22 protein-coding genes are annotated in these 26,614 nt (G+C 41.5%); 11 read left to right on the forward strand and 11 right to left on the reverse strand.

What is annotated here, in order from left to right; all coding sequences use genetic code 11:
• Positions 1–4: 4 nt before the first annotated feature.
• Positions 5–1,219 carry an ammonium transporter gene (locus tag D1164_RS03305; RefSeq protein ID WP_119348514.1) on the forward strand — a complete coding sequence of 405 codons (1,215 nt, stop codon included), beginning with the start codon at positions 5–7 and terminating at the stop codon, positions 1,217–1,219.
• Between the two features lie 258 nt (positions 1,220–1,477).
• Complete coding sequence (locus tag D1164_RS03310; RefSeq protein ID WP_241558247.1) at positions 1,478–1,969, forward strand: DUF4494 domain-containing protein; 492 nt, start codon at positions 1,478–1,480, stop codon at positions 1,967–1,969.
• Between the two features lie 288 nt (positions 1,970–2,257).
• Here D1164_RS03310 and D1164_RS03315 read toward each other — a convergent pair whose 3' ends face one another.
• From D1164_RS03315 to D1164_RS03325, 3 genes are all read right to left on the reverse strand, one after another.
• On the reverse strand, positions 2,258–4,039 hold the full coding sequence (locus D1164_RS03315; protein WP_119348515.1) for an AMP-dependent synthetase/ligase: 1,782 nt from the start codon (positions 4,037–4,039) through the stop codon (positions 2,258–2,260).
• A gap of 303 nt (positions 4,040–4,342) precedes the next feature.
• Positions 4,343–7,408, reverse strand: a complete 3,066-nt coding sequence (gene ccsA / locus D1164_RS03320) for a cytochrome c biogenesis protein (protein ID WP_119348516.1) — start codon at positions 7,406–7,408, stop codon at positions 4,343–4,345.
• Positions 7,409–7,659: 251 nt separating this feature from the next.
• A complete protein-coding gene (locus D1164_RS03325; protein WP_119348517.1) occupies positions 7,660–8,088 on the reverse strand; it encodes a GNAT family N-acetyltransferase in 429 nt (142 codons plus the stop codon).
• A 239-nt stretch (positions 8,089–8,327) separates the two neighbouring features.
• On the opposite strand from D1164_RS03325, the gene D1164_RS03330 reads away from it, so the two are divergent.
• Positions 8,328–9,041: a hypothetical protein gene (locus D1164_RS03330; RefSeq protein ID WP_119348518.1), complete on the forward strand. Its 714-nt coding sequence runs from the start codon at positions 8,328–8,330 to the stop codon at positions 9,039–9,041.
• 24 nt (positions 9,042–9,065) lie between these two features.
• Complete coding sequence (locus D1164_RS03335; RefSeq protein ID WP_119348519.1) at positions 9,066–10,718, forward strand: hypothetical protein; 1,653 nt, start codon at positions 9,066–9,068, stop codon at positions 10,716–10,718.
• A gap of 37 nt (positions 10,719–10,755) precedes the next feature.
• On the opposite strand, the gene D1164_RS03340 is transcribed toward D1164_RS03335, so the two are convergent.
• Both D1164_RS03340 and D1164_RS03345 read right to left on the reverse strand, forming a co-directional pair.
• A complete protein-coding gene (locus tag D1164_RS03340) occupies positions 10,756–11,796 on the reverse strand; it encodes an endonuclease/exonuclease/phosphatase family protein (protein ID WP_119348520.1) in 1,041 nt (346 codons plus the stop codon).
• A 101-nt stretch (positions 11,797–11,897) separates the two neighbouring features.
• The gene (locus D1164_RS03345) at positions 11,898–12,506 is read right to left on the reverse strand and encodes an HAD family hydrolase (RefSeq protein ID WP_119348521.1); all 609 of its coding nucleotides are present in this window, start codon (positions 12,504–12,506) and stop codon (positions 11,898–11,900) included.
• 106 nt (positions 12,507–12,612) lie between these two features.
• On the opposite strand from D1164_RS03345, the gene D1164_RS03350 reads away from it, so the two are divergent.
• Positions 12,613–13,035 carry a hypothetical protein gene (locus tag D1164_RS03350; protein WP_119348522.1) on the forward strand — a complete coding sequence of 141 codons (423 nt, stop codon included), beginning with the start codon at positions 12,613–12,615 and terminating at the stop codon, positions 13,033–13,035.
• A 129-nt stretch (positions 13,036–13,164) separates the two neighbouring features.
• Positions 13,165–14,454: an aminotransferase class I/II-fold pyridoxal phosphate-dependent enzyme gene (locus tag D1164_RS03355; protein ID WP_119348523.1), complete on the forward strand. Its 1,290-nt coding sequence runs from the start codon at positions 13,165–13,167 to the stop codon at positions 14,452–14,454.
• Between the two features lie 207 nt (positions 14,455–14,661).
• Here the strand turns inward: D1164_RS03355 and D1164_RS03360 are convergent, their stop codons facing one another.
• Positions 14,662–15,120 (reverse strand): GNAT family N-acetyltransferase, encoded by a 459-nt coding sequence (locus D1164_RS03360; protein ID WP_119348709.1) that lies wholly within the window; start codon positions 15,118–15,120, stop codon positions 14,662–14,664.
• A 175-nt stretch (positions 15,121–15,295) separates the two neighbouring features.
• Positions 15,296–16,144, reverse strand: coding sequence for a class I SAM-dependent methyltransferase (locus D1164_RS03365; protein ID WP_119348524.1), 849 nt, complete (start codon positions 16,142–16,144; stop codon positions 15,296–15,298).
• Positions 16,145–16,519: 375 nt separating this feature from the next.
• Between D1164_RS03365 and D1164_RS03370 the strand changes: the two genes are divergently transcribed.
• The 5 genes from D1164_RS03370 to D1164_RS03390 all read left to right on the forward strand — a co-directional run bounded on the left by D1164_RS03370 (position 16,520) and on the right by D1164_RS03390 (position 23,815).
• Positions 16,520–17,020 (forward strand): hypothetical protein, encoded by a 501-nt coding sequence (locus D1164_RS03370; protein ID WP_119348525.1) that lies wholly within the window; start codon positions 16,520–16,522, stop codon positions 17,018–17,020.
• 84 nt (positions 17,021–17,104) lie between these two features.
• Complete coding sequence (locus tag D1164_RS03375) at positions 17,105–19,042, forward strand: tetratricopeptide repeat-containing sensor histidine kinase (RefSeq protein WP_119348526.1); 1,938 nt, start codon at positions 17,105–17,107, stop codon at positions 19,040–19,042.
• Between the two features lie 118 nt (positions 19,043–19,160).
• The gene (locus D1164_RS03380; protein WP_119348527.1) at positions 19,161–19,799 is read left to right on the forward strand and encodes a response regulator; all 639 of its coding nucleotides are present in this window, start codon (positions 19,161–19,163) and stop codon (positions 19,797–19,799) included.
• 99 nt (positions 19,800–19,898) lie between these two features.
• Positions 19,899–20,780 carry a hypothetical protein gene (locus D1164_RS03385; RefSeq protein ID WP_119348528.1) on the forward strand — a complete coding sequence of 294 codons (882 nt, stop codon included), beginning with the start codon at positions 19,899–19,901 and terminating at the stop codon, positions 20,778–20,780.
• A gap of 11 nt (positions 20,781–20,791) precedes the next feature.
• Complete coding sequence (locus D1164_RS03390) at positions 20,792–23,815, forward strand: carboxypeptidase-like regulatory domain-containing protein (RefSeq protein ID WP_119348529.1); 3,024 nt, start codon at positions 20,792–20,794, stop codon at positions 23,813–23,815.
• A gap of 5 nt (positions 23,816–23,820) precedes the next feature.
• Here D1164_RS03390 and D1164_RS03395 read toward each other — a convergent pair whose 3' ends face one another.
• The 4 genes from D1164_RS03395 to D1164_RS03415 form a co-directional block, all read right to left on the reverse strand.
• Positions 23,821–24,027, reverse strand: a complete 207-nt coding sequence (locus D1164_RS03395) for a helix-turn-helix domain-containing protein (protein WP_119348530.1) — start codon at positions 24,025–24,027, stop codon at positions 23,821–23,823.
• Between the two features lie 2 nt (positions 24,028–24,029).
• The gene (locus D1164_RS24185) at positions 24,030–24,506 is read right to left on the reverse strand and encodes a DUF2975 domain-containing protein (RefSeq protein ID WP_119348531.1); all 477 of its coding nucleotides are present in this window, start codon (positions 24,504–24,506) and stop codon (positions 24,030–24,032) included.
• Between the two features lie 577 nt (positions 24,507–25,083).
• Positions 25,084–26,019 (reverse strand): ClpXP adapter SpxH family protein, encoded by a 936-nt coding sequence (locus D1164_RS03410; RefSeq protein ID WP_119348710.1) that lies wholly within the window; start codon positions 26,017–26,019, stop codon positions 25,084–25,086.
• 88 nt (positions 26,020–26,107) lie between these two features.
• The gene (locus D1164_RS03415) at positions 26,108–26,488 is read right to left on the reverse strand and encodes a nuclear transport factor 2 family protein (RefSeq protein WP_172594324.1); all 381 of its coding nucleotides are present in this window, start codon (positions 26,486–26,488) and stop codon (positions 26,108–26,110) included.
• Positions 26,489–26,614: the final 126 nt, after the last annotated feature.

Below are 26,614 nucleotides of genomic sequence, written 5' to 3' on the forward strand. Positions count from 1 at the left end.
TATTATGGAAGAATTATCTATATCAATCAACAATGTATGGGTTTTGGTCGCAACATTTTTAGTTATGTTCATGCAACCCGGATTTGCCATGGTCGAAGCAGGTTTTACACGCCAAAAGAATACAGCAAATATCCTTACCAAAAACCTGATGGATTTTGCCATTGGCTCCATCCTCTTTTGGTTCATCGGATACACCATTATGTATGGAGAATCAATCGGCGGACTGATAGGAATGCCAAGCCTTTTCATTAACGACAACGGCATTGGCGACTATGCCAACAAAACCGACCTGATGTTTCAAACGGTTTTTGCAGCCACAGCCGCTACCATTGTTTCGGGAGCGGTAGCCGAACGAACCAAATTCAATGCCTACCTTATTTTTACAGTCGTGATAACCGTACTCATTTATCCCATCTCCGGTCACTGGAAATGGGGCGGTGGCTGGCTCGATCAGCTTGGCTTTCTGGACTTTGCCGGCTCCACACTGGTACATTCCGTGGGCGCCTGGGTAGGTTTAGCCGGTGCCATTGTACTGGGACCACGTGTAGGGAAATATATAAACGGTAAAGCAAAAGCCATTCCCGGGCACAACCTCACATTTGGCGCACTGGGTGTTTTTATCCTCTGGTTCGGATGGTTTGGGTTCAATCCCGGTTCGCAATTGGGAGCTGCGGGCAACGAAAATACGCTGGCAATAGCCCACATCGCCCTCACAACAAACCTCGCCGCTGCCGGCGGTGCCATAGCAGCTCTGTTAACATCCTGGATGCGCTACAAACGCCCGGCATTATCGTTGGCGCTGAACGGTGCACTGGCAGGACTTGTGGCCATAACTGCCGGCTGTAATATCGTTAGCCCCGGAGGAGCGTTAATTATCGGATTACTGGCTGGTATCATTCTGGTATTCAGCGTTGAAATTATTGACCAGAAGTTGCGCGTGGACGATCCGGTAGGCGCCATTTCCGTACACGGTGTAAACGGGGCCTTCGGAACTCTTGCTGTAGGCCTGTTTGCCACCGACGGAGGCCTGTTCTATGGCGGTGGCGCACAACTACTTATTTCACAAATCATTGGAGTAGCCGCGGTTTTTGTTTGGGCATTTGGGACAGGACTCATCCTGTTCAAAACAATTAAGGCAACCATTGGATTACGAGTCTCCAAGCGAATAGAAGAAGAAGGTCTTGATGTTTATGAACACGGAGAAAGCGCCTATAACTAACATCTTATTTTTGGCTTTTAGTCTGTAGCTGTCTGTAAGGGGTTCGCCCGTAGGGGCGGCCCCTTTTTCCAAAAACTTACACTGTACAATACCAGTGAGATAAGACAATACAAAGAGACAGCCGGAAAAACACACATAGAGTAAGGCAGTTTTTATTACTAGTTAGTGTGGCAAGAACCGATGAGGAAGAAAAATCCGGGTCGGTTCTTTTTTTTTAACCAAAGAGAGTTCTATTTTTGTCGGCCTAATAAAAAGAAAATGATGCAAACCTGGTTTGAATGTAAAGTAAAATACGTAAAGGTTTCTGAAAGCGGGAAGGAACAGACCGTTACGGAGAATTTCCTGTTGGATGCCGTATCATTCACGGATGCTGAAACCCGGATGATTCGCCAAATGCAGCAAATGGTAAAAGGGGAGTTTTCGGTGACCGACATCAAAAAATCCAAAATTGCCGAGGTATTCCCGTTCGAAAATGGAGAATGGTGGTTTAAAGCTACTATTAATCTGGTAACAATCGACGAAGAAGCAGGACGCGAAAAAAAATTACGTACCTACTATTTAATAATGGCCGATGACATAAAGGAGGCACTGGAAAGACTTGATGAAAGTTTATCTTACCTTGTTATCCCTTATGTGGTTTCTTCGCTGGCAGTCAGCACCATTGTGGATGTATTTCCGTATGAACCCTCAGAATCTGCGGTGCCGGAAGGATTCACTCCCCTGGAAAAGGAAACGGAAACGGAGGAATAAAAGTCCGGGTAATTACCAGACAACAACAGATACAGGGAAAGCCTTAACAGGGTAACACAATTTCCGAATCACGCACAAAAAAAGACTGTGCGCCATTAAGTTTTAAAACTGTGAGATTTTCACAGTTGAAAATATTCTTATGTGTTGATCCGAATATTTTACGGATTACCTTTCATTTTCCAGTACCCGGAAAAATATACAAGCCGGAATTCCTTTCTGACGAACAGGAAATAACATCAACCAATACGGTGAAATGACAATACAATCTCAAGTCATACTATCGCCTACTTAACTCTTGGAATAGATATCATTGATAAGGTGCTGATATTTTACAGCGACCACGTTACGGCGGAGTTTCAGTGTGGGAGAAAGCTCTCCGGTGCCCGGAGTCCAATCTTCATGCACCAGCCGGATTCGGTTAATCTGTTCATGTGACCCCAGGGTTTTATTGATGTTGTTTACTTCCCGCTGGATTTTCCCTACTACTTCCGGAATCTGGATTAACGCTTTGTTATCTTCAAAATGAATTTTATGCTCGGCACACCAATCGTGCAACAGCGGGAAATTCGGTGAAATAAGGGCGCTGGCAAATTTTTCATTGGCACCAATCACCATCACCTGCTCAATGAGGTTCGATGTTTTCAATTTGTTTTCAATCATCTGCGGAGCAATATACTTCCCTCCTGAAAGTTTAAAAATCTCCTTTTTACGGTCGGTGATTTTCAAAAACTTACCCTCTTCCAGAATACCGATATCCCCCGTATGAAACCATCCATTTCTGTCAATCACTTCGGCCGTCAGTTCGGGCGCTTTGTAATATCCCATCATCACACCGGGACCTTTACAAAGAATTTCGCCATCGGTAGCAATTTTCACTTCAAAGCCTTCCAGCACCGGCCCAACCGTGCCTATTTTCATTTCATCCTTTACCGGATTATTCACGGCAATTACCGGTGAAGTTTCTGTAAGGCCGTACCCTTCGAGATTATACATTCCTGCCATACCCAGAACCCGTGCGATACGTGGCTGAAGCGCTGCTCCGCCCGAAACGATGTAAACAATATTTCCACCCAGCGCAGCCCGCCATTTGGAATAGATGAGTTTGTCGGCTATTTTAATTTTCAACTTCAGCCAGGGACCGTATTTTCTTTTATATTCAAAATGATGTGTCAGTCGCAAAGCCCAAAAGTAAAGTGCCTTTTTAACACCCGAAAGTTCTTTCCCTTTTGCAACAAATCCATCGTAAACCTTCTCAAGCAACCGCGGTACTGAATTAAACATGTGCGGTTTAACTTCTTTAATCGCCGAAACAATCTGGCCCAGGCTCCCCACATAGTAAACGCCCATTCCTTTGTACTGAAAGTGGTAATTCACACTGCGCTCATAAACATGGCAAAGGGGAAGAAAGCTAACCACCCGGTGGTCTTTCCCGAGATTATGCATTTTAGAATGGGACACAAAGTTGGAAACCAGGTTATTCTGCGAAAGCATTACTCCTTTCGGCACGCCTGTGGTACCAGAAGTGTAAATAATGGTGGCCAAATCGCCGGGCTCAACCGATGATTTAACTTCATGTAAAGCGCCTTCCAATTCTACTCTTTTGGATTCCCCAAGAGCCAGAATCTCCTCAAAATTTTTGGCCCCTTCTACATCCTCAAAAGTGTATACCTCCCGGATAACGGACAAACTTCTCACAATGGGTCCCAGCTTCTCATAAAGTTTACTGTCCCCGGCAATCAGCATCCTTGCTTCTGAATGATCCAGTATGTATTTATATTCCTCCTCTCCAATAGTGGGATAAATGGGTACATGCACCACGCCAACCATTGCCATTCCCATATCGGCAAAATTCCACTCGGGCCGGTTAGTAGTTACCGTGGCAATTTTATCACCCTTTTTAAAGCCCAGCGCCAATAACCCCAGGGCAAATTGATGTGATTTTTTATAATACTCCTCCGTGGAATAGGTGTACCACTCGCCGTTCTTTTTCCCTCCAAGAGCGTCTTCTCTTGGAAACTCCTGCATGTATTTGTCCAGGATATCAAAGGTGCGTGTAACTCTGACTGTCATTTTTTAAATATTTGGAAAAACGGCCAAATATACTTTTTTGCTACGTCGTTAAATTCTCATTCAGAGAGGAATTAACCACATATCATTTATTTTGAACGAATCTAAATAAGCACAAACACCTAATAATAAACCAATTAAATCAAGCGCATTCGAAAAGGAGAACCAAATATTCTAAAAATTCAGATATCCGAAAGAAAAATAAACTCCGAATTTCTTACAATTTGTGGTAAAAAAAAACAGGAGTTTCCCTTACCAAAGCACACAATCTCAAGGCAATGATTTCAGATTCCGAAACCGGAGAAATTATGTCCGTTGCTCTTTCTCTTTTTCATACTTTGCATCCTTTAGGTAGGCCCAAATCATGAGTCCGGCTATTAGCGCAAAACTAACCGGTACAGCGGGATGAACTCCGTCAGTTACCCCTTTACCATAAGAATGGAGCCCCGAAAGGAAGTAGTTCACGCCAAAATAAGTCATTAAAATAGATGCAAAACTTATAATAGAAGCAAGGTTATAGTTAAAAATTCCCTTTAGCGAAGGAATGAGCCGCATGTGGGCAACAAACGAATAAATAACCACTGAAATCAGCGCCCACGTCTCCTTCGGGTCCCACCCCCAGTAACGGCCCCAGCTTTCGTTGGCCCACACACCGCCAAGGAAGGTACCGATGGTAAGAAAGTAAAGCCCCACAGTTACTGACATTTCATTGATGGTGGTTAGCTGATCGACAAACAGGCTCACCTTGTTTTCATTTGAGCTACGACGAATCACAATAAGAATCAGTGTCAAAATCCCCAGAAAGGCGCTTAATCCGAAAAATCCGTAACTGGCAGTAATAATGGAAACATGGATGGTAAGCCAGTAAGATTTAAGCACCGGCACGAGCGGGGTTATTTCCGGGTTCATCCAGTTCAGGTGGGCGACGAACAACGAAATCCCCGCTAAAAATGCAGCTGTTCCCACTACCATAGGATATTTTCGCCCGAAAACAATTCCGGCAAGCATGGCTGCCCAGGCCACATAAACCACCGACTCGAAACCATTGCTCCAGGGCGCTCTGCCGGATATGTACCAGCGAATAATTATTCCTCCGGTATGCACCACAAACAACAGGATTATGAAAAAGTAAAACGACCTTTTCAGAAGAACAGGCAAGGGTTTCTGCCTGAAAATATTTACAAAAAGCACAAAAAGCAACAGGAACCCGAACAACAGATAATACGGATAAATCCTTTCAAACGGGTTCACTTTATTGTAAACCAGTTCTGCATCTTTTTTAACCTGCGAAGGGATAAGATCTGCCCCGTATTTTTTCTGGAATTTATCGATGGCATCGACCACTTCCAATGCATCACTTGTGTTTCCTTCCTTAACAGATTGAATCATCAGATTCACCCCACTTTTAATAAAAATGGAATCGCCCCCCGAATATTCCCGGGCAGTAGCTCCGGGTTCATACCATGTATTTTCTGAATTTTCGCGCGGGAACAGGTTAAACAGGGAGCCTCGAAATACCATAAAACAAATACTCACGCGCTCGTCGAGGTAAATGTATTCTTTTTCCAGTTTATTGCGGAATGCCACGGGTTTATTGAAGGCGGCCCTCACTTGTTCGGTAAGCCTGTAATTCCCCTGCGCATCAAACAGTTGTTGGATGGAAATGGTTTTTCCACTGATACCCAGTTCAGCAGCCAGTTCTTTATTTCCCACTTTCACAAACGGCAGTGTTTGCCACAATTCCGGGTGGCTCATCATGCTTATCACCACTTCATCGGACGACATTCCGTAAAGGTTGGATTTCCGGCTTACTTTGCGCACAATTTCACCGGAAAGAGTATTAACCGGCTTAATACGTCCGTCAACCGTTTGCACCCACAACTCGCCAAAACGTTCTGCCAGCTGCGCATCTACGGCCGGGATACCAGCCCCGACCCCATCCTGAGCGGAAGTGGCAAGCGAGAAACCACTTACCAGTAGCAGCACTGCCGCAGCTTTTCCGGAGCTCTCTTTCAAGCGCCGGGCAAGATATCTGAAATAGGAATTTTTATTCAGCAATGAGAATATAAAGCCCAATGCAAGAAGCAGGTAACTGAAATATGAAATCCAGGTTCCCCATAAATCATAATTTACGGAAAGCACGGTCCCTTTCTCATCGCGATCATACGACGACTGAAAAAACTTGTACCCTTTGTACAGCAGGGTATTATTCATAAAAATCCGCACATCGCGCTCTACCCCTTCGTCCTCATCAATCAGAACCACATCTGATGCAAAAGAAGAAGGAGATTCAGAGCCCGGGTAACGTTCCAGTTCAAAATCTTTCAGGTAAAGACGAAATGAGAGTGGAATAGGCCTGGCACCATAAGCCAGTTTCAGTGTGGCATTGGCCAGTGGAACTCTTACGGTATCGGCAGCCAGGTTAGAATGGCCAAAAACAGGGACGGTTTGTTGCCTCACCCCATCGGAAACCTCCACCATTACGGCATGTTCGTTGGTTTCCTGTGCACTTTTTACCGCAGTAAAAGTGGCTTTTGGAAAAAAGTCGCGCACCAGGAACCGGAAATCGTTCAGATTATACAAAAACATTTTTTTTGCCGGAATAGTATCACCTGCAGCATACTCCACAGTTTCCTGGCTGGCCATGGTTGTTTCACCCAACAAAACATTTGAAACCAAAAATAATTCATCGTCCTGCATAAAAAAACGGACCATGGTTTCCTCTTTCGATTCAAAACCAACCGTTAACCCCGGATAATCCAACACCTCACCACGCCGGAAAGTAAACGACTGCATTCCCTGACGATCGGGGGTTGCAAATACAAAGTCGATGACTGCTTCCCCTGATTCAGAAGGAATGGCTTTTCGTTCGGCGTGCGAAATAAACCCTACGGTTTTCACTTTTACATTTTGTCCGTTAACATCAAATCCCGCCGAAAACTGTTTGGGTGTAATCTCTGAAAAACGTACGTTTTCTTCCTCCGATTGCTCCCCAATACCTGCAAAAAAGTAAGAATCGGAGGAAAGGATGTAATCCGAACTGTCGTTTTCACGGATGTGCATGGTGCCCTCGTAACTTAGCCAGCGGGTAACAGCCCCGCCCAACAGCATCACCAAAAATGAGACATGAAAAAGGCCGATAGTAAACCGACGCCTGGTAAACAGCCTGTATTTAAACAGGTTGTTCAGCAAATTGAGGGCAAACAGGGCCCAAAGCACCTCAAACCAATGGGTATTATAAATAAGTGAACGCGCCGCCGGTGTGCCGTAACTACTCTCAACAAAAGTGGCAATAGCCATGGAAAAAGCCAGAGCAAGCAACAAAAAAGCCATAAAAGACATGGAGGTTATAAACGCATATATTTTCTTCATTTTACTATAAACTTTTAAAGCGCTGAAAATAGTTCATTTTGGGAACATGGCAAAGCAGAAACCACAAAAAGGACTGAAAGGTATTTTTATTCTTAAGAAAGGTTATTCGGAAAGCTTTCTTCCGCCTTAACCCGGCCCCCTGATGCAGTCTTTCCGGTTAATCGCAACCGGATAACCCCCGAACAATTCAATCTGTATTCTCCTCCCATTCTTTCCTTTCAGGAGAGATTTAGAGCCAAATGATGAATGCCTCACTTTAAAATATACCTGTATTTATTTGTTTCCTGTTTAACAAAACCAACCCGCTGGTACAGTTTATTTGCCGCAACCCGCGAAGGCCGGGAAGTCAGTTCTACAGAGACTGCCCCTATCGATTCTGCAAACCTTATCGCTTCCAGAATCAATTGTTTTCCATAGCCTTTCCCTGTATGTTTTTGATCTACCACAACATCTTCAATCCATACCCTTTTTCCCGTTGGAATAACATACGTACCAACGGTGAACATCCCAACTATCTCCTCGTCCTTTTCAGCCAGAAACAAGTGACTGTTTTGGGACTCCAGAATTTGTTTAAAATGTTCTTCCGTTAGCAATGGGATGCCCTCCCCCAACTGCGGCGTTAACGCCAATACAGCCCGGTATGTTTCCTGCTGAAATGTTTTCAATTCCCAAATCTTCATCTTTTTCCTTTTTCAGAAAGTTAAACCTAAAAACTTTTAGGAGAAGAACAATAAAAAAGCGAAAAGAAAAACCCCGAAACTTTCCTTATTTACTGATTCTTACCCTTCCTTTTTCCTGATTATTAAAGCTTAATTTCTGAATATAACCATTTAAGCTATTTTTATATTGAAATTTGTTTTAAGTTAAACTGATAATTATAAATTTGCGCCCTGATTTTAATAAACTAACAATACATACAATGAAAACAGGAAGTTGGGTTTTAACGTCGGTTTTGTTTTTTTCAATCCTGGCATTCCAGGGAGTCTTTGCAAAGGGCAGCACAAACCCCGAAAACAATTCGCAGGAAAACCCATCAGGACTTTATGTAGGCGGACAGGCTACTACCAACGGACTGGGTTTAAACCTCCATTACATCATCAGCAAGCGGCTAACCCTGGGAATGGGAGTAGAGGCGTTTAACCTGAGTCGTAATTTTACCTTCGACGAAAACGATATTTCCTACGACACGGAACTCAATTATAAAACCGGCGGGTTGTTTTTACTGGCCGACTATTTTTATACCCGTTCCCTTTATTTATCTGCTGGCGCCGTATTGAATAACTTTCAGCCCCGCCTGGAAGGCATGGCGGTTAGCGACATGGAATACGGGGACATTTCAATCCCTGCCTCCAAGGTAGGAGGTTTCGATTTTCAATTTGAACCCGACTTAAAAGTCTCCCCTTATGCGGCATTAGGTTTTCGCAGGTTCATTGGAAAAAAACAAATGGTGACCTATAATTTTGAAACAGGACTTTACTACATGGGGCCTCCCCGTTTAAACATAGAAGCTAACGGGCTGCTTGCCCCAACAGCCGATCCTGCCCACGGGAAAAAAGAACAACTGGAAGAACAGTTTTCTGCCTATAAATTTTACCCTGTTGTAAAATTTGCCATTGCCCTTCGCCTTTTTTAACTTAAACACGTAAAAAAATTAAACATGAAAAACAAGAATAGTAAAATACACCGGATTATTCGCACAGCCTTTGCTGTAATTTTAACCGTTTCTTTAGCCGGTTGCAACTACCTCGACAACCCGCTAAAAGACAAAGAAACAGGAGAAGACATAAACCTGCTTGTGCTTGACTTCAATTTTTTCAATACACGGATTTCGGTCAAACTACTTGATGCCAAAGACGGATCACTTATTACATCTCCCGCAACCATTCGCTTTACAGGAGAGAACGGGAATGATATTGTCACTTTTTCCGGCGACAAAAAACCGGAATTTACCACTTCGCAAGGACAATTAGAAGTGACAGTGGACCCGAATGTATCTATTTCGGAAAGTTCGCCTTTTACTTTTGCAGTGAATGTGGAAGTGGATGGTTACAACACGCTTTCAAAAGGATTCCAGTTTCAGGCCGAAGGAAAAAAGACCATTGAACTACAATTGTCGAAAATAGCTGACGAAGAAGAATCCGAAATGGGAGGTGAGATAATTATCGGGGACGGAGATACTACATTTATTGTTTCCGGACTCCAGGCACAACAGCTAAAATCTGCCGCTGTAGAAGAAAAACCTTATAAAATCCAGTATGAGTTCACACCGACGGAGATCCTGAAATTTGAAGATGCCGGCGGCAATCTGTTGTTTCAGTCGAAAACAGATTTAATGGCTGCCTATGCAGCTGACCCGGAAAATTTTATCAAATTAACAATCAGTAAATTTTCTGATTATAAACCGGAAACGGATGTAGTGAACATTGACGGGAACCCGGTGAGTGTTCTTTTCCACAAACTGGAAACCGGTAAACTCACCAGCCTGACCATCGGCGGGAAAGTAGTGGCAGACTTAAACGGAGGTAAAATCACATCTACCAGCAGTTACACGGGCCTCCCGGCACCAGACCTTTTTGGGTTTGCCCAGTTTTCAGAACAAGCCTGGGACATTTCCGGTACGGAAAACAGTTACACCAGCCTGAATTTCAGCTACACCCTGGTAAAAGCCTCAACAGAGCCCCTTTGCCCGGCCGGAAGCAGTATTACATTCAAATCGAATGTGATATCAAGCTTTTCCATTGATGCTGATGTTTACGACAACGAAGACAACCTGATAACCACACTCAATTTTAAAGGGAGCTTCCCTGAAACTTTTGAAGTGGAGAACACCCCGCAAAAAGCAGTAAAACTTGTTTTCCGCGACAACAACCCTGCTTTTCAACCCATTGCCCCGCTGGAAATTGCCGATTTCTGTTCCGGTAATTATGAAGTGACCGTCTCTCCTACTGAGGGATACAAGGAATACCAGATCGTTCTGAAAGCTTTCTGCCCCGATAATCCGACCATTGCCGTAGCGCCCACTTACAGCGGCGAGCTAAGGATTAAAAATAGTGATAATCCGTGGCAGGGTGCCGATATGACCGGCGGTGTAGTTGATCTGCTGGGGCTTCCCGACCAGGAATACCAGTACCGCCTGCTCTGGGAAGACGAATGGGAGTATTCCGCATTGGTTACCGAATTTGATGAGAACGGGAATTACCTTCACGAAAGCGGCTCGAACATTCATTCCGAATTACTGGAAGACGGACGTGTGCGGATTTATGTAGAGCATAATTTCAGTCAGGACGTGTGCGACGATTTGGGATGGTAATTTCCTTGCATTAACCACGGGGCATGGTAAGAACCGGTTACCGTCGCAGCCTGAAATAAACAGGGAAATGGTCGCTTACCCCGCCATTATAATTTGGTCCTTTATACGTGCGGCGCGGAAAAATATCTCCTTCCCTGCCCACATCTTCCATCCACTCCTCATGGAAAATATGTCCCTGTTGCTCCATGCACCGGAAACCTTTTTCATCGAGCAGGTTGCGGGAAACAATAACGTTATCAAGCATGTTCCATGTTCCCCGGTAGTTGTAGGTACCTTTCCCTTTTTCATCTTCAGGAAACATAAGGTTTACCAACATGGCATTTGCATCTGAGGGTGCTTTGGCGCCCAGTACCTCCTGCAGGCTTCTGTTGTCAGGCTCATCATTCATATCGCCCAAAATAATAATACGGGCCCGGTTGTCGGCTTCCATCAAAGAATCAATTTTCTCCTTTAAAATACGGGCAGCGGCTACCCGTTTCGGTTCCGTCTTCTCCACCCCGCCAATTCGGGAGGGCCAGTGGTTTACAAACAGATGAAGTTCTTCCCTGTTCCGGGTTCGGCCTTTCACATACAAAATATCGCGGGTTTTAAAGTCAGCGCTCCCCTCAAAATATACCGGGACAGCTACATAGTCAACCACTCTAAATTCGTCGGGACGGTAAACCACCGCACAATCTATTCCTCGAAAATCGGGACTTTCAAAATGAATAACCTGATAGTTGCCATTTGCTAGCAGGCCGGTCTGCACCAAATCAGTCACCACACTTTCGTTCTCCACTTCACACAATCCCACAATCTCGGGCAAGTCACCTTCATTTATTCCACTGATAACTCTTGAAATGTCGGCCAGTTTTTTCCGGTACTTTGTTCTGTCCCAGTTTTTATCTCCATCCGGCGTAAATTCATCATCGTTTTTCCCGCTCTCATCTTCAAGGTCGAAGAGGTTTTCCACGTTATAAAACGCGACAGTCATATTCCGGCGCGCTGCATTTTTCCATGGGGCACATGCCCCCAGAAAAAGCAGGACTGCGACAAAAAACAGTGCATGGTTCAGAAAATGAAATGTACGCTCCCTCATTCTTTTAAATTAAATGTCTGTCCATTCTCTCGGTCTACCTTAAAAAGGCTCATAAACAGGAAATCATTTTTTCACTCCGCCTTCAGAGGGAGTAAATCAATTTAAATATCCTTCCCAATGGTAACTTCGTAGTATTCTGTTACCAAAGTAGAGATCATGCCGGCAGCAGTGGCAGCCTGAATTCCCGGATCGCCGTCTTCAAACACCTGGCACACTTCGGGTTGAACCCCCAATAGTTCGGCGCATTTCAAGAAAGTTTCCGGATGGGGTTTCGGGTGCTTCACATCTTCGGCTGACACCAGTATTTCAAAATATTTATCCAGCCCCAAAATTTCAAGCGTTTTCCAGGCAAGCCTCTTGTAGCCACCGGTGCCCACTGCCATGGGAAGCCTTCCATGGTATTCTTTTACCAACTCCACTACCGGCTCCACCGGCTTCATCTTATACATTATTTTCTCGTATTCCCCTTCTTTAAAATGTCCAACTTCTTCCGGCACCATATGGGTACCGAACTGTTCATTCAATTTGCGTATAGTGTCCACTGCCGGGACCCCCGCGAGGGTGCCGAATAATTCAGGAGTAAACTCAATGCCATAATCCCGCAAAATATTTTTATATGCCTGAAAATGTACCGGCATGGTATCGGCAAGTGTCCCGTCCAAATCGAAAATTAAAGCTTTTGCTTTCGGATCGATGTTTAATTTCACCACAATGTTCCTTTTTTATTTAAAACCCAAAATTAAAAATAAAGCCTAAATGCCCCAAAGCTTTTGAAATTAAGGAAATTTCCCCAATTTTGTTTCAAATTAATTTAATATGAGCCAGGATACCTTTCTTTATACGCTTCCCCAGTGGTTTGTTTTTGCCGGTATTATTGCAAGTGTTTACGGCTGGGTGGAACACAAGAAGGGATTCCGTATGCTGGGCCCGGCAATTTTCGTCCTGCTGGGAGCATTTGCTACCTTCACTCTTTTAAACGGCTCATTCTCTGCCCATGAATTTCTTACCCCGGAAGAGATATTAAGCGAAGAGATGGAAGAGGAAACACTGCAGGAGATTCCTTTTGTCGCTCAGCTTCTGCCCGCCTACATCGCATTCCTCTCTTCAGGTGTGCTGGCTATTCCTGCATTTGTTCTGGAATGGAAAAATAAAAAGGGCAAAAGCCTGCTGATGATTCTTACCGGATTGGCAGGGCTTATGGGATTTTTTGTTATCGTAGGAGCACTACGGAGTGTATAATGTTAGAATTTTATCAAAAACCCATTCAAATTGTCAACAATCTGTCTTTTTTATTTTCTTGTTTTTTATCTTGCACACCAAATTGTATGAATATTAAATTTGAAAAAAACAGGTTAAAATTGACAAATTATGAATCCACAGGCTGAAGAACTGAATCAAATTATCCGGCAAAAAAGTACACCGGTTTTCGAAATGCTTTCTGAGAGGGGAAAAAATATTTTCTTTCCCAAAAAAGGAATCCTCGGACAAACAGCTGAAGCCAAAGGCACCCGTATCAATGCGACGATTGGAGCTGCCATTGAGGACGACGGTTCGCCTATGCGTCTGGAAACCATCGCCTCGAAAATTAATCTTGACCCGTCGCTGGTATTTCCTTATGCTCCCAGTTTCGGACGACCCGACCTGCGTTCGAAATGGAAAAGTATGATTTATGGAAAGAACCCGTCGCTTGGAAAAACGGAAATAAGTTCGCCGGTGGTTACCAACGCGCTTACCCATGGAATCAGCATGGCCGGTTACCTGTTTGCCGATGCCGGCGACGAAGTAATTGTACCCAGCCTTTTTTGGGGAAATTACAATCTCACGCTAGCCAACGGTTACGGAGCCAATCTTGTTACATTTAACCTGTTTAAAGACGGTGGTTTTGATGTGGATGCATTCGAAGCCAAACTGAATGAAGGCCCAATTGGCAAAAAAATTCTTATTCTGAACTTCCCTAACAACCCATCGGGTTACACGCCTACTCAAAAAGAGGTGGATGCCATTATTTCCATCATTGGAAAGGCTGCGGTGAAAGGCAACAAACTCGTATGTATTACTGATGACGCCTATTTTGGCCTGGTCTACGAAAAAGGAATTGCACAGGAAAGTATCTTCGCCCCGCTTGCCAGCCTGCATGAAAATGTACTGGCCGTAAAACTGGACGGCGCTACCAAAGAAGATTATGTCTGGGGATTTCGCGTCGGATTTATAACATACGCTACGAAAGGAGGCGACGCCGAACTTTACGGGGCACTGGAGTCAAAAACTGCCGGCGCTATTCGCGGAAACATTTCCAACGCGGCCAACATCTCTCAATCGCTGATGTATGTTGCATACAACAGCGACGAGTATGCCCTGCAAAAACAGGCGAAATTCCAGGTTATGCAGCAACGGTATGTGGCTGTAAAGGAAGCCCTGAAAGATGAAAAATATAAAAAGTACTTTACTGCACTGCCTTTTAATTCCGGGTACTTTATGTGCGTTCAACTGGCAGAGGGACTGGACAGTGAAAAAGTGCGCCAGACGCTTATTAATAAATACAGCATTGGCACCATTAGCCTGAATGGTATATTAAGGCTGGCATTCTCTGCCGTAGCTTCAACCAATGTAAAAGAAATGTTTGAAGGTATTTACAAAGCTTGCGAGGAATGCAGCTAACACTTCAACGATGAAGCTGAAGCCCGGATATTCCGTCAAAATCAGGAATTTTGTCAGAGTATCCGGGCTATTTTATTTGTGCCCTCCAGTTTACAAAATACTGCATGCCATTCCAAAACTTGAATCTCCGGAGATGATGACACTCCCTACTTTCCTCCCGGAAATGAAAAAGTGAAAGGTTTATTGAAACAGGCCAAAACCCCTGGGTTATAGTTTTCTTCGCATGCCATAATCACATCTCGCCGACAAATGGGGAGGTTCAAACCCGACAAATCCATACTTTTCGTATAACCCGATGGCCTTATCCAGCCGGGTATTCGTTTCCAGAATTACTTCACTATACCCAAGTTCCTTCGCTTTATTTATAAAATCGGTCATCATCATTTTTCCAAGGCCTTTTCCCTGATGCCCCGGACTCAGATACATTTTTCGCAATTCGCATACATTTTTGTCGATTTGGAACAGCCCGTACGAACCAATAATTTCACCGTGATCTTCTATCACGGCAAACCATCCGTTATTTTCAAAATAGTACTTATTCAAATCCGACAGGTCAGAGTCAGTCTCCGACGGATCCGTCTCCAGCCCATACATAGCTAAAACTTTCTTTACCAGTTCCAGTATCTTTTCTTCTTCGCCCTGTGTCGCTCTTCTTAATTCTGGCATGTGAACAATATTGGATTCATTTGATATCATCTTAAAAATATACGCTCGCCATTTCCCGCCGTTTCAATTACATTCAAAAAAGAATCTGTTCCACTGTCCGAATTTACTTTTTTCTTTCATTATTACGAGACTATCATAATAACCTTTGTGCCTTCCTCCGGAAATTAAAATCACATTATCGGTTTTTTAATGCCACCGAGAAAATTACATTGTCACCATTCCACATGTTTCCATCGGGCAATATGTCGTCTCTGAAATGAATGCGGCAAAAACCGCTATTTTCCAGCAATTGCGTTAAATCTTTCCGGCTAAAAAAATGGGTCCAGAAACGATATGATTCAATCCCCTCATCAGAATCAATGACCACATGCTGATACAGTATTACTTTTTGTTCTTCATATAAAAATGATTCTGACAATACCAGGTAAGGAGAATCTTTCCAGAAGCCACTTTTCGTAACCTCCCAGTTTTTAGGTGCAACTTTTTGTTCCAGTTGATTATCCTTTAGTACATCAAAAATAAACACTCCTCCTTTTTTCAAAGCCCTGTAAACCTTTCTCAACAAAGACTCTCTTTCGTTGGGAGCTAGCACACCAAAATCCGTAAATATTAGCAAAACCAGGTCATATTTCTCTTCTTCCAAATCGTAATCAATATAACTTGCATTGATATATTCAATATCAAGCCCCTTGTTCTGAGCCGATTTTCGCGCATAGTCTAACGAATTTTTTGAAATGTCTACCCCCGTAACGTTATGCCCCATTTGAGAAAAAATTTCAGAATAAAGACCGGGTCCGCAGCCCAAATCAAGAATTTTTAATTGCCCTTTTGCTTTCTGCGAATCTAAAATCCATTTTGCTGTTTTTGATATGGTTGACATTTTCCTGCTAGCCAGATCAATGTCCGGATTCAGGTGAATATCCAGCAACTGATTTGAAATATGTTCATCTGTCCACATGAAGGAGGTTCCTTTTTCGTAAATAACCGGTTTTTCAGACGTTGAAATAATATCTGCTATTTTCATTTATTTGCCTTTTAAGCTCTCTTTATGAGAGAAATATTAATAAACTATTGATTAAAATATACACAACAAACAGACGATGATAATATGGTTATCACTGTATTTGTCATTTTTCCTGAACAGGAATGAGATATGTATTATAAAGTATTCAAAGCGCTGCAAATGTAAAAAACAATCCGGAAACCGGGAATAATTTTAGTGTCATTTCTCTCTTTCCTGATCTGCCATCATACTCTCTTTCATTTCAAAAGATACCTATCATTAGGTATTTCCCTGTGAAGTTGTTCGGGCTACCTTTGCTACGGATAAATACCCGATGGGGTAAAAACAAAAAACTAAGAAAACTTCCATCAAAAGTAAAAACCAAATTAATAAGCTATGATTACCGTAAAAAACCTATTCATTGCCAAAAACCAATGGCAAAAATTATTTCTAAGTTTTATTATTATTCTTCTCTTTAACACCTGTGATTTATTATCAAATGACAGTGATAACAAATGCAAAGAGACAGAACAACCCTCGTTTGAAAAGTCACTCTCTCCTGCGGTTTATATCAAAAATAAAAATGGAAAAAGTTACTGGGGGGCACATGTTGAGATTAACATTTACAAGGAGTATTGTGACGGAACCATTAAAGGAACCTTTATTAAAAAAGCCACAACGTTAGAAGATGGGTATGCCAATTTTGCGTATGTATTCACGTATAAATTTGCAAACCTGGAAGACAAGGTGAACTATACCATTACCGTTACTGGCGAGGATCCATTAACAGGCGACACCAAAGAATATAAATATTCTGACAGCATGGGGTACGAAGAAACCGCAGAATATGCAGTAAATCCTATATTCCTGCATCATATCCTGAAAGTTCCCTGGTAATGGGCAAACCGGCCGGAAATAGAACATGCAAGCTTCCAATAAATAACTATCATAATAAATTTTGTACTTTTATAAAAAAATCAATTGAAGCTACTTCTAACCATATTGTTCAGCTTATATATTTTTACTCTTCCTGCGCAAAATAATGTAATTGACAGTTTGCTGGCCCGCTTATACGCTGCAACCGATAAATTTGAAACGGCAAAACTAAATCTTCATATCTCAAAACATTATGAAGGAATCGACCTCAAAAAAGGGACAACGTTTGCTTACCAATCGTTACAATTTACAGACAGCGACTCACTAATCGCCGAAGCCAGCAATCAGTTAGGAAGATTCTATTTTTTTATGGCTGAATTAGACTCGGCTGTTTTCTATTTCACCAAAGCAAAAGAAACGTTAGATCATTTAAACGATCCCAAAAGCGTTGCCATTATAAACATTAGCCTGGGGGCAGTCCAACTCCGGCAGGGAGACTACAACGGAACCATAAAAACACTTACTGAAAGTGCCACCTATTTTGAGGAAACGGGCGATAAACTAAATGCGGCCAAATGCTACAGTAACATTTCCAGCGCACTGGCCGAACTTGAAAATTATAAGCAGGCCATTAAATACAACGAGAATGCACTCACCATTTTTGAAGAACAAAACTTATTGCCTTTTCAGTTGATAACACTTCCGAATTTGGCTGCCCAGCATTATAAAAACGGAGATACGCTGAAAGCCATCGATTACAATCTCGAAGCTGAAAAACTGGCCACAAAGATGGGAAATAAACGCTCGTTGTCAATCATTTACAATAACCTGGGAAGTATATTTTTGGATTCCGACCCGGAAAGGGCCAAAGAGTATCTTGAAAAAACCATTCAACTAAAAAATGAATTAAACCTGAAAGCCGGGATTGAAGTTACGCTCGGAAACCTGGGGTATTTGAGCATGAAAAACGGCAATTACAACATGGCTGTTTCGTATTACAAACAGGTGGCCGATATTGTAAAAGGGAAACAACTGGTGTTTACTTTCAACCAAATAAAAACATGTTACTCCAAACTGAACCAACCGGCGCTCGCTTTGCAATATGCCGACAAAGCCCAACATTTAAACGACAGTATTTTAAATGCTGAAAACCAAAAAGTTTTTACCGAAATTCAAACCAAATACGAAACCGAAAAAAAGGAAAAAGAGATTTTTGAACTGCAAACCAAAAACCTGGAAGTTGAATTTAAAAAGAACAGAAACAGGAACTTGCTTTTTATTGTTATCGGAATTTTAGCCGGAACAATTTTCTTCGTTTATATTTTACTAAAAAGCTCCAAAAGAAAAAGGATTGTTGCCGAACAGAATCTCAAAATCAAACAACAGGAAATTACACAAATTTTGAAAAACCAGGAGCTAAACGGGATAGATGCCATTATTACAGCCCAGGAAGAAGAACGCAGCCGCATTGCCGATGATTTACACGACAATTTGGGAAGCAAAATAGCCACTTTAAAGTTGTATATTGAAGAACTCAAAACACAAAAAAGCAAAGCAAAAGAAAAAGAAATTCTGGAGGAAAAACTGAAATTGCTCGCCGACGAAACGTACAAAGAAGTTCGGAAAATTGCGCACAACAAAAATTTTGGGGCGCTCATTAATCAGGGATTAATTCCCTCGGTAAAAAATATTGCCGGGGAAATTTCGATGGCAGAAAACCTACAAATCGATGTAATAAATATTAACGTCAACAAACGGATTAAAAACAATATTGAAATTCAGGTTTTCAGGATTGTACAGGAACTGCTTACCAACATTATAAAACATGCCGGGGCGACAGAAGCGACCATCCAGTTCTCGGAAGATGAAAACGGGTTAAATATTATGGTTGAAGACAACGGGAAAGGGTTTGATATAAACAAAGTAACTTTCGGACTTGGCTTAACAAATATTGAAAAGCGTATTGAAAACATCGATGGTAATTTAGTCATCGATTCTACTCCCGGTAACGGGACAACAGTCATTCTAACCATTCCTTTATAAAACAACAATGATCATATCACACAGATACTGGATGAATAAAATGATACGAAAACGAAGCGGCTCCATGAGTTTCATTTTTTACAATCTCATTAAGTGGCAATTATAAAATTCCGGATGAATGAAAATAAAAGTTGCCATAGCCGATGACCACAAACTGTTTATTGATGGGATAAAATCCATTCTATCGACTGAAATTGATGTAGATATTATAATGGAGGCAGGCAACGGACTGGAATTAATAAAAGCCATTGAAAACGGCCCGTTGCCAACAATTATTGTAACCGACATTAGAATGCCGGTAATGGATGGGATTGCTGCAACAAAAGAACTAACAAAAAAATACCCCGATATCCCGATCCTTGCCTTAACCATGTACGATCAGGGCGCGGACGTGGTTGAAATGCTGGAAGCCGGTGCCAAAGGTTACGTTACCAAGGAAGCAGACAAACAGGAACTTTTGCTGGCCTTAAAAAGACTGGTGGCCGGAGAAAAATATTTTAGCAAAACGATTCCGGAAGATTTCTGCAAGTGGGCATCGTGCGCGCCGGAAGAAAATGAAATAATATTAACCCGCCGGGAAAAAGAAATTTTAGCGCTAATTGCCAAAGGACGGACTACTTTGCAAATAGCACACGAACTCAAGCTAAGCAAATTTACCATCGATACCCATCGTAAAAACATTCATAAAAAACTAAAAATAAAAAGCAATACGGGTTTGGTAAACTACGCACTAAAGAATCTGAATTTGAATTATTAACATGTAAAAACCAATATACCTAGTAGTAGGTATTTCAAGCCGTCTTTAATAAAGTTAATTTTGCTCAAAAGCCATAATTTTCACTTAACCTGATGAAGTATGAAACAAAATTTTGCCCAAAAATTATTACGGTTTATAATTGTAGTACTCTGTATTTCCTGCTCCTCAAATGGATATGCCCAAAAGACATTTACCGTTATTTGTGATAAAACAGACAACACAGTCAAAGTGGTTGAATCGGAGGTGAAATCCCCCAATTTTATTCCCATTAAAGGCGGGTTTCCATTTCGCCAGGTGGCACAAAAATGGATCGACCAAAATTATACAACTACACAATGTAACCCGGGAGAGATTATCGATCAAATCAAAACACAATCTCAGCCCCAAAATGCGCCCCCACAACAAAATAATGCTACTACCCCCCAGCAAAACAAACCGGCTTCGGGAAATAGTAACCTACAAACCCAATCGTCTCAGGCTCCTGATAAATTTAACAACACCTCGTTGCTATTAGACATCAAATTTTCCAACCTCGGCAAAACACTGATGCTCAAAAACAATCTTGTTCCGGGAATCGAACTGGGAGTGGAGCAACTCATTGGCAAAGAAATCTATGTAGGTACCGGCATTCTTTTTAATGCGTATTATGCCACAATCGACCAGGGCGGGGAAAATTCGCAGTTTTATTACTTTGGCCGGATACCGGCCTTTTTAGGTTACCGGACAAAAACAAGCGGAATGGTATTTATGGGAGAAGCGGGAGTTCAGGTAAACACAAAAATGGTTTCTACGGAAGACGATAGAAGTGTAATGGGAAGAACCGGAACCGACAGTTCAGTAAATTTACTGGGAAGACTAAAAATGGGCAGCGAAACCGTCATGTTTGAACTTGGAACGGAACTCTGGCTCACCAAACTATTCGAGAATTACGAAGATTTCAATATGACATCGATTTATTTGGGGCTTCGATTTTACTTTTAAACCAATGAACAATGTTTCGAAATCTCATCACTATTATTGTTGTTTGTTTCGTTCTCTCTGTTCAATTTTCCTCTGCACAAATAACCGTGGATCAAAACCAGCTTTCAAACGCATTGAAAGAAGAAATAGAAGGAAAAATCACAGATGAACTGACCTCCTCTGTCCAGAGCGCAGAAGCCTGGGTAACCAAAGAAACGTATTTCTCCATTATTCTGGAACCACTTGAACCCTTTGGGATAAGTCCTTCTGATCCAAATTTTATAAATCAGGCAAACGATATTTATCAAAAAATTCAACAAAAAGTTAAAGACGATCCTTCACTCACAAGAAGCGGGCTTCTGAAAGAAGAAATGAAAGGATTGGTAAAACAGGGATTAATAAATTATGCTTCGAGCTACGTCGATAAGGAATCGTTTGAGATTTATGACCAGTGCTCCAACCTGTTTTCAGCGGGAAAGGAAAAAATTGAGGCTCTTTTGGATGCAGCTGAAGGAATTTCCGGATTAGCGCCGGATGACGCAGACTATGAATCAGATGTTACCGCAATTCTAAAAAAATACGGGATAAAATCGGACTATTTTTACCTTATCGATGATTTGGATCAAGTCCTTTCTGTAGGTTACGAAAAACTGGCCGACCCTCTAAGCGCTTTTTCAACGGTAGCCTCAGCTATGAGTTCAGACGATCCGGTGTATAAAATTGAAATGTTATTTGAATTGGGAGAGTCGTTTGGGGGCAAAGTGCCCATAATCGGCGATTTAATTACACCGATATTTACCCTGGGAAAAGGCGTTCTTTCGGCTGCCAAAGGGTTGGAAAATGTACTGGAAAAAAATCTAAACCAAGGTTGCATTAACTCGTCCGGAGGAACCTACGCTTCTGTGAATAAAAACAAAAGAACATTGTTTATTAAACAATTCCCGAATGCGGGAAGAGTTTGTCCGCTGAACCAGGATGTCTATAATCCGGTGTACAATAATACCTATCAAAGCACCAGCTACGCAACAGATTTATATTTCTATCTGAAAAATAAATGGGAACAAGGCAAAAAAGATAAATTACATGTTGGGAGGGAGGATATCTTTTCAACTATCCGCTGGTTAAGGAGTAACGGCCATGCTGAAAAAGCTACCGACCTGGAATTTATTGTAAAGTCTTTTCAAAAGGAGTACGGATGGAAAACGTACACTGATGAAGTCCAAAAAAGAATAGACAGGATACAGCAACTTTTCCAATATTCCTACGCAACCGTTAACATCTGCGAAAAACAAAAAGCAGAGCAATTTTATATGGACAAAATAGGGTTTAACTGGCTTGTCAGGCTGCTCACTTCCAACGAACTGGAATACTCATGGAACGAACTGAAAATCCTCAATATAGCCACGCATGATATTTTGAACTCCATGATAAAAAACTATTATCTGAGCAAACATCATAATAACCTGAACCAGCTCGACAAAATTATCAGGAACCTGGAAGAGAATGTTCCGGTAAATATTTATGGAACGGTGAATAACGGCAACGGAGTTCCGGTTAGCGGAGCAAAGCTACAGGTTGGTTTAAATTCAATGTTTTCCTCAGGAGACACGGATCATAAAATTACTACCTCAACCAGCGGGTATTTCTCATATTATCTGCTAATGGTGCTGGATAACAATACAAATATGACCGTTTCAGCAACAACACCCGGTGGAAATACTGTAAGCGCAGACATACGCGTTGAACCCGGACTAAAAGACAACACATATCGGGTAGAGCTGAATTTGCCGTATGAAGAACCAGATACAACCTCCTCCGTCAGCCAAAACGATACATCCAATGTACCCCCTCAGGATACAGTACCTGTGCCACCACCACCCGATCCGGATACTACGTCTGTTGACATCAATACCTTACTCAGTCAGGCAGATTGCGCAAATGTACCGGGTGCGGTAGCTCAATGGGATGCCATAAACGAAGTGGTGGTGTGCAGTTGTCCCGATGATTATTACCGCTGGGATGAAACACAAAAAAAATGCGTACCCGACATACAAGCCATTCTTAACAACTCCAACTGCTCACAATACCCCAACACACAACCTGTTTGGGATTATTCGTTAAATGAACCCATTTGCGAATGTAAACCTGGCTACGTATGGAATAAAGAAAATACTGCCTGTGTGGAAGGACATGCGCTACAGGTAGCCAATTCCGACTGTTCGGGATATTTCAATTCCCAGCCGGTTTGGGACGATCAGTTGGAGCAGGTTATTTGCGAATGTCTTCCGGGTTATGTCTGGAACAAAGAAGGGACAGGTTGTATTCCGGATTGGGAAGATGCGCTGGCAAATTCAGACTGCAGTTCATATCCAAATACCGAACCGGTCTGGGATCCGGTTGGGAAAGAAGTATATTGTGACTGCATTGCCGGCTACCAGTGGGCTGACGATAACCTGCACTGTGAAAGAGTGGCTACCGAACAATTACAAAATGAAAACTGTTCGCTGTATCCCAATGCAGAAGCTATTTTTGATCCGGCAACAAACCAATACTATTGCGAATGCCTCCCGGGCTATAAATGGAATAGCAGCAGGACAGGTTGTGTCCAGGAAAGAAAAAAACCGGATATTGACTGGAATAGCATACTTTCTGCCACAATTAATATCATTAATGCAGCAAACGGGAATAATCCATTGGGCGGCACTTCTTCCGGGGGTTCAATGACTGGCACACAAGCACAACAACCTGTTGTTCATCAAAGTAACTGCAACGACAAACAGGAAGCCGGTGGAAATGCCCCGGAAGTACATCATATAAATCTCGGGCAATCTTTTGGAACTTTTACATTTGACTACGAAACATACGATATTAAAGACCAGATTTTGGTAAGCCAGGGAGGCCAAATAATTTTTAATACGGGATGTGTAGGCGCCGATGGAAGCGTGCCGTTAAAATTAAATGGACGCTCATCCACCATAACCGTAAAAGTAAATCCAAACTGCGACGGAACCAATGGTACAAGTTGGAATTTCACTGTTCACTGTCCCACTCATTAACAAATTTATTCGTCAACATATTCCAATATATCTCCGGGTTGACAGTCTAATGCCTTACAAATTGCATCAAGAGTTGACAGTCTTATGGCTTTGGCTTTTCCAGATTTTAAAATCGATAGATTTGCATTCGTTATGCCTATTTTCCCAGCCAACTCATAACTTTTCATTTTACGTTTGACAAGCATCATGTCAAGATTTACAACTATAGCCATAATTATATTGTCAAATCATTTTCACCTTTTATATCAATTGCCTTTAACAATATCTCACTTTGAAGAATAAAGAATAGTCCAACCATCAGTAAAAAAATAGGAGTTACTGAAAACGATTTTGGAATAGATTCAAAATTTAATTGAAATAAATTCGCTGATAACTTCATTAAAAATAGAAGTATTCCAGCAATAATAAAATGATATCCGCTTATCATAGTGGAGTAAGCTACATATCTAGTGAAAATTTTATTTTGCAGGAGTTTTCTTGCAGTCTTTCGCAGAAAGAACAAACCTCGCAAAAGAACCAAATATATAAAACAATAAATGATAAGAATAATCCATTCCCCCAGATGTAGCGGTTCCATTTCGGTAACGTCGAAAATACCCAATGGAAATCTCAATAGTATCACAAACAGTCCTAATACATGGAGGAAGAAAAGAATGTCAATCAATGATTTGAACAAAAATGAGTTTTTCATCGTGAAAAGTTTTGTTATTAAATTTTATTCAAATCTAATAAAATTATCGCAAAACGATAAAACATTATTGAAAAACAACAATAATGTTCTTTTAAAAAATTATAGAAGGTATCGAATTTACTTTCTTGCTAACGGCAGTCTGACGGTTTGGAACAAATCTTTTTTAGCAGTTTGCGGAGAGCATCCGTGCTTTTTATGTTTATCCATTTTTGAATCACTGATTCTCCATTTTTTGAAAGATTCCCTTTCGATAATTCTTCTAAATACTTATCGTACTGGCTATCATTTTTTTCGAAAAATTTGAATCAAGGTATTTTCAAAATCATTAACAATCTCATTAATAGCCACTGTCCACTCTTTTTCCCAAAGACGATTCCAATTTTTGCATTGGCTGAGCCATAACAAGGGAACTTGTTACAATTGAGAGAAAAATTCATTGGGAACATCCTTTTGTAATAGTTGCTACCGGCCTTGTACAAATGAAGTAGCAGATTATACTAAAGTGTTTTTGATAAAAATACTGATTAAACACAGAGCGGTTCAAGCTTGTCGCTGAACCGCTATTACATTTATACAATTAACTGCTGGTACTTTTTCGCCTCCACAATGCTCCGTTCTTTGTGGTCAGTTTTTCCAACTTCCCATTTTTTGTCAGTTCATTCAGTAATTTTTCACTTTCGTTTCGTGGTGTTCCTGACAATTCTACGAATTCCCTTGCTGTTAATGATGGATACTTGGTAAAAAGCGTTTCCCAATCTTTTTTGTATTCACGTTTAACTACTGCCGGCTGAATTTTTAAGATGGCGGTTTCGTAAAAAGCGTAGGGTCTTGAGCCATATACCATTTCTTTATTACCGGAACTGTCCATAAAAAACATGGTAGGAAATCCCCTGACACCAAATTCTCTGGCTAATTTCAAATCTTCTTCAAACCATGTTTTAGCCTTACCTTCCATGTCGGTTTTTAATTGCTCTACATTCAACCCTACATTCATAGCAGCAGAGGCTATATATTCCCATTTGGCAATGTTCCTTCTCTTTAAAAAAACCATTTCCCGTACTTCCCTTAAAAACAGGATGGCTTTAGCCTCATCTTGCAGCTGTGCCGCCTTAAAAGCTATGGATGGCGGATAAGACGAGTGGAGCGGGTCTTCCAACCATATATCTCCATCTATGGGCATATCGTAATAAACACTCATTTCATCCCAGTGATGGGCTACATCATCGGGCTTGTTTATACCCCCGCTGTTGTAACTCCAATCTGGTAACAAACCGCCCATTCTGTATTCCATGGCGATATCTTCGCCATATTCCAATTTCAGTTTTCTTAATTGTGGTTCTATGCCCCAACAAGATGAACAAATTGGGTCGGTAAAGTAAACTACTCGTACTTGTTTTTCCTTTGATTGAGTCATTATTGTAGTGGTATCTTTTGCGTCATTGCCCGGAATTTCACACAAACCTGTTTCAGGGTCGCATAAAAGCGGATTTGTATTTGATATTTCTGTATTCATAATCTTTTTTGATTGTCCCTGGCAAGCTGTAATGCTCAACAAGGAAATCGACATTATAATAATGCTGATTTTTTTTGACATAAAAATGTTAGTTTACTATCTCCGAAGTGGCGAACTCCTCCATTCTTGCAATCAATTCGTTCTCAACAGTATAAACCTGAACCCATTTTTGCTTTAATTCTTTGCCTGTACTTTTAACCTTTTGATGTTCCCTTCCCAAGACAACTACTTTATGGTTCTCAATGATATATTCCAGAGGTTCAAAACTAATGATTTCAGTATTATCAAGAATATTATTGACAAACTTTCGAACTCCATCTTTCCCTTTAAAAATGCCTTTGGGAATAACCTGTGTACCCTGGTAAATCCAAACAGTATTATCGGAAACGGTTTCTGCAAAACCCTCAACATCTCCTTTGGCAAATGCAGCAAACATTTTTTCTACTACTTCTTTTTCTGAACTGTTCATTGCTGTACGCTTTTTGATTTTAAACGATGGCACAAAACTACAGTAAACTAATTGTATATTCACCATGGGTTTCCTTTTGGAAAGTGATTTCCTGTTGGAAATTACCTCAAAGGTTTTTAATTTTGA

Source organism: Mariniphaga sediminis (genome assembly GCF_003573545.1).
In the GTDB taxonomy this organism is placed as follows: domain Bacteria; phylum Bacteroidota; class Bacteroidia; order Bacteroidales; family Prolixibacteraceae; genus Mariniphaga; species Mariniphaga sediminis.

Coding starts and splice junctions, on each gene's coding strand:
- D1164_RS03340 (WP_119348520.1), bottom strand. CDS start 11,796: ATGAGGGAGCGTACATTTCATTTTCTGAACCATGCACTGTTTTTTGTC.
- D1164_RS03335 (WP_119348519.1), top strand. CDS start 9,066: ATGAAAAACAAGAATAGTAAAATACACCGGATTATTCGCACAGCCTTT.
- D1164_RS03330 (WP_119348518.1), top strand. CDS start 8,328: ATGAAAACAGGAAGTTGGGTTTTAACGTCGGTTTTGTTTTTTTCAATC.
- D1164_RS03315 (WP_119348515.1), bottom strand. CDS start 4,039: ATGACAGTCAGAGTTACACGCACCTTTGATATCCTGGACAAATACATG.
- ccsA (WP_119348516.1), bottom strand. CDS start 7,408: ATGAAGAAAATATATGCGTTTATAACCTCCATGTCTTTTATGGCTTTT.
- D1164_RS03415 (WP_172594324.1), bottom strand. CDS start 26,488: ATGAACAGTTCAGAAAAAGAAGTAGTAGAAAAAATGTTTGCTGCATTT.
- D1164_RS03395 (WP_119348530.1), bottom strand. CDS start 24,027: ATGGCTATAGTTGTAAATCTTGACATGATGCTTGTCAAACGTAAAATG.
- D1164_RS03365 (WP_119348524.1), bottom strand. CDS start 16,144: ATGAAAATAGCAGATATTATTTCAACGTCTGAAAAACCGGTTATTTAC.
- D1164_RS03350 (WP_119348522.1), top strand. CDS start 12,613: ATGAGCCAGGATACCTTTCTTTATACGCTTCCCCAGTGGTTTGTTTTT.
- D1164_RS24185 (WP_119348531.1), bottom strand. CDS start 24,506: ATGAAAAACTCATTTTTGTTCAAATCATTGATTGACATTCTTTTCTTC.
- D1164_RS03310 (WP_241558247.1), top strand. CDS start 1,478: ATGATGCAAACCTGGTTTGAATGTAAAGTAAAATACGTAAAGGTTTCT.
- D1164_RS03380 (WP_119348527.1), top strand. CDS start 19,161: ATGAAAATAAAAGTTGCCATAGCCGATGACCACAAACTGTTTATTGAT.
- D1164_RS03360 (WP_119348709.1), bottom strand. CDS start 15,120: ATGCCAGAATTAAGAAGAGCGACACAGGGCGAAGAAGAAAAGATACTG.
- D1164_RS03410 (WP_119348710.1), bottom strand. CDS start 26,019: ATGAATACAGAAATATCAAATACAAATCCGCTTTTATGCGACCCTGAA.
- D1164_RS03390 (WP_119348529.1), top strand. CDS start 20,792: ATGTTTCGAAATCTCATCACTATTATTGTTGTTTGTTTCGTTCTCTCT.
- D1164_RS03385 (WP_119348528.1), top strand. CDS start 19,899: ATGAAACAAAATTTTGCCCAAAAATTATTACGGTTTATAATTGTAGTA.
- D1164_RS03325 (WP_119348517.1), bottom strand. CDS start 8,088: ATGAAGATTTGGGAATTGAAAACATTTCAGCAGGAAACATACCGGGCT.
- D1164_RS03370 (WP_119348525.1), top strand. CDS start 16,520: ATGATTACCGTAAAAAACCTATTCATTGCCAAAAACCAATGGCAAAAA.
- D1164_RS03355 (WP_119348523.1), top strand. CDS start 13,165: ATGAATCCACAGGCTGAAGAACTGAATCAAATTATCCGGCAAAAAAGT.
- D1164_RS03305 (WP_119348514.1), top strand. CDS start 5: ATGGAAGAATTATCTATATCAATCAACAATGTATGGGTTTTGGTCGCA.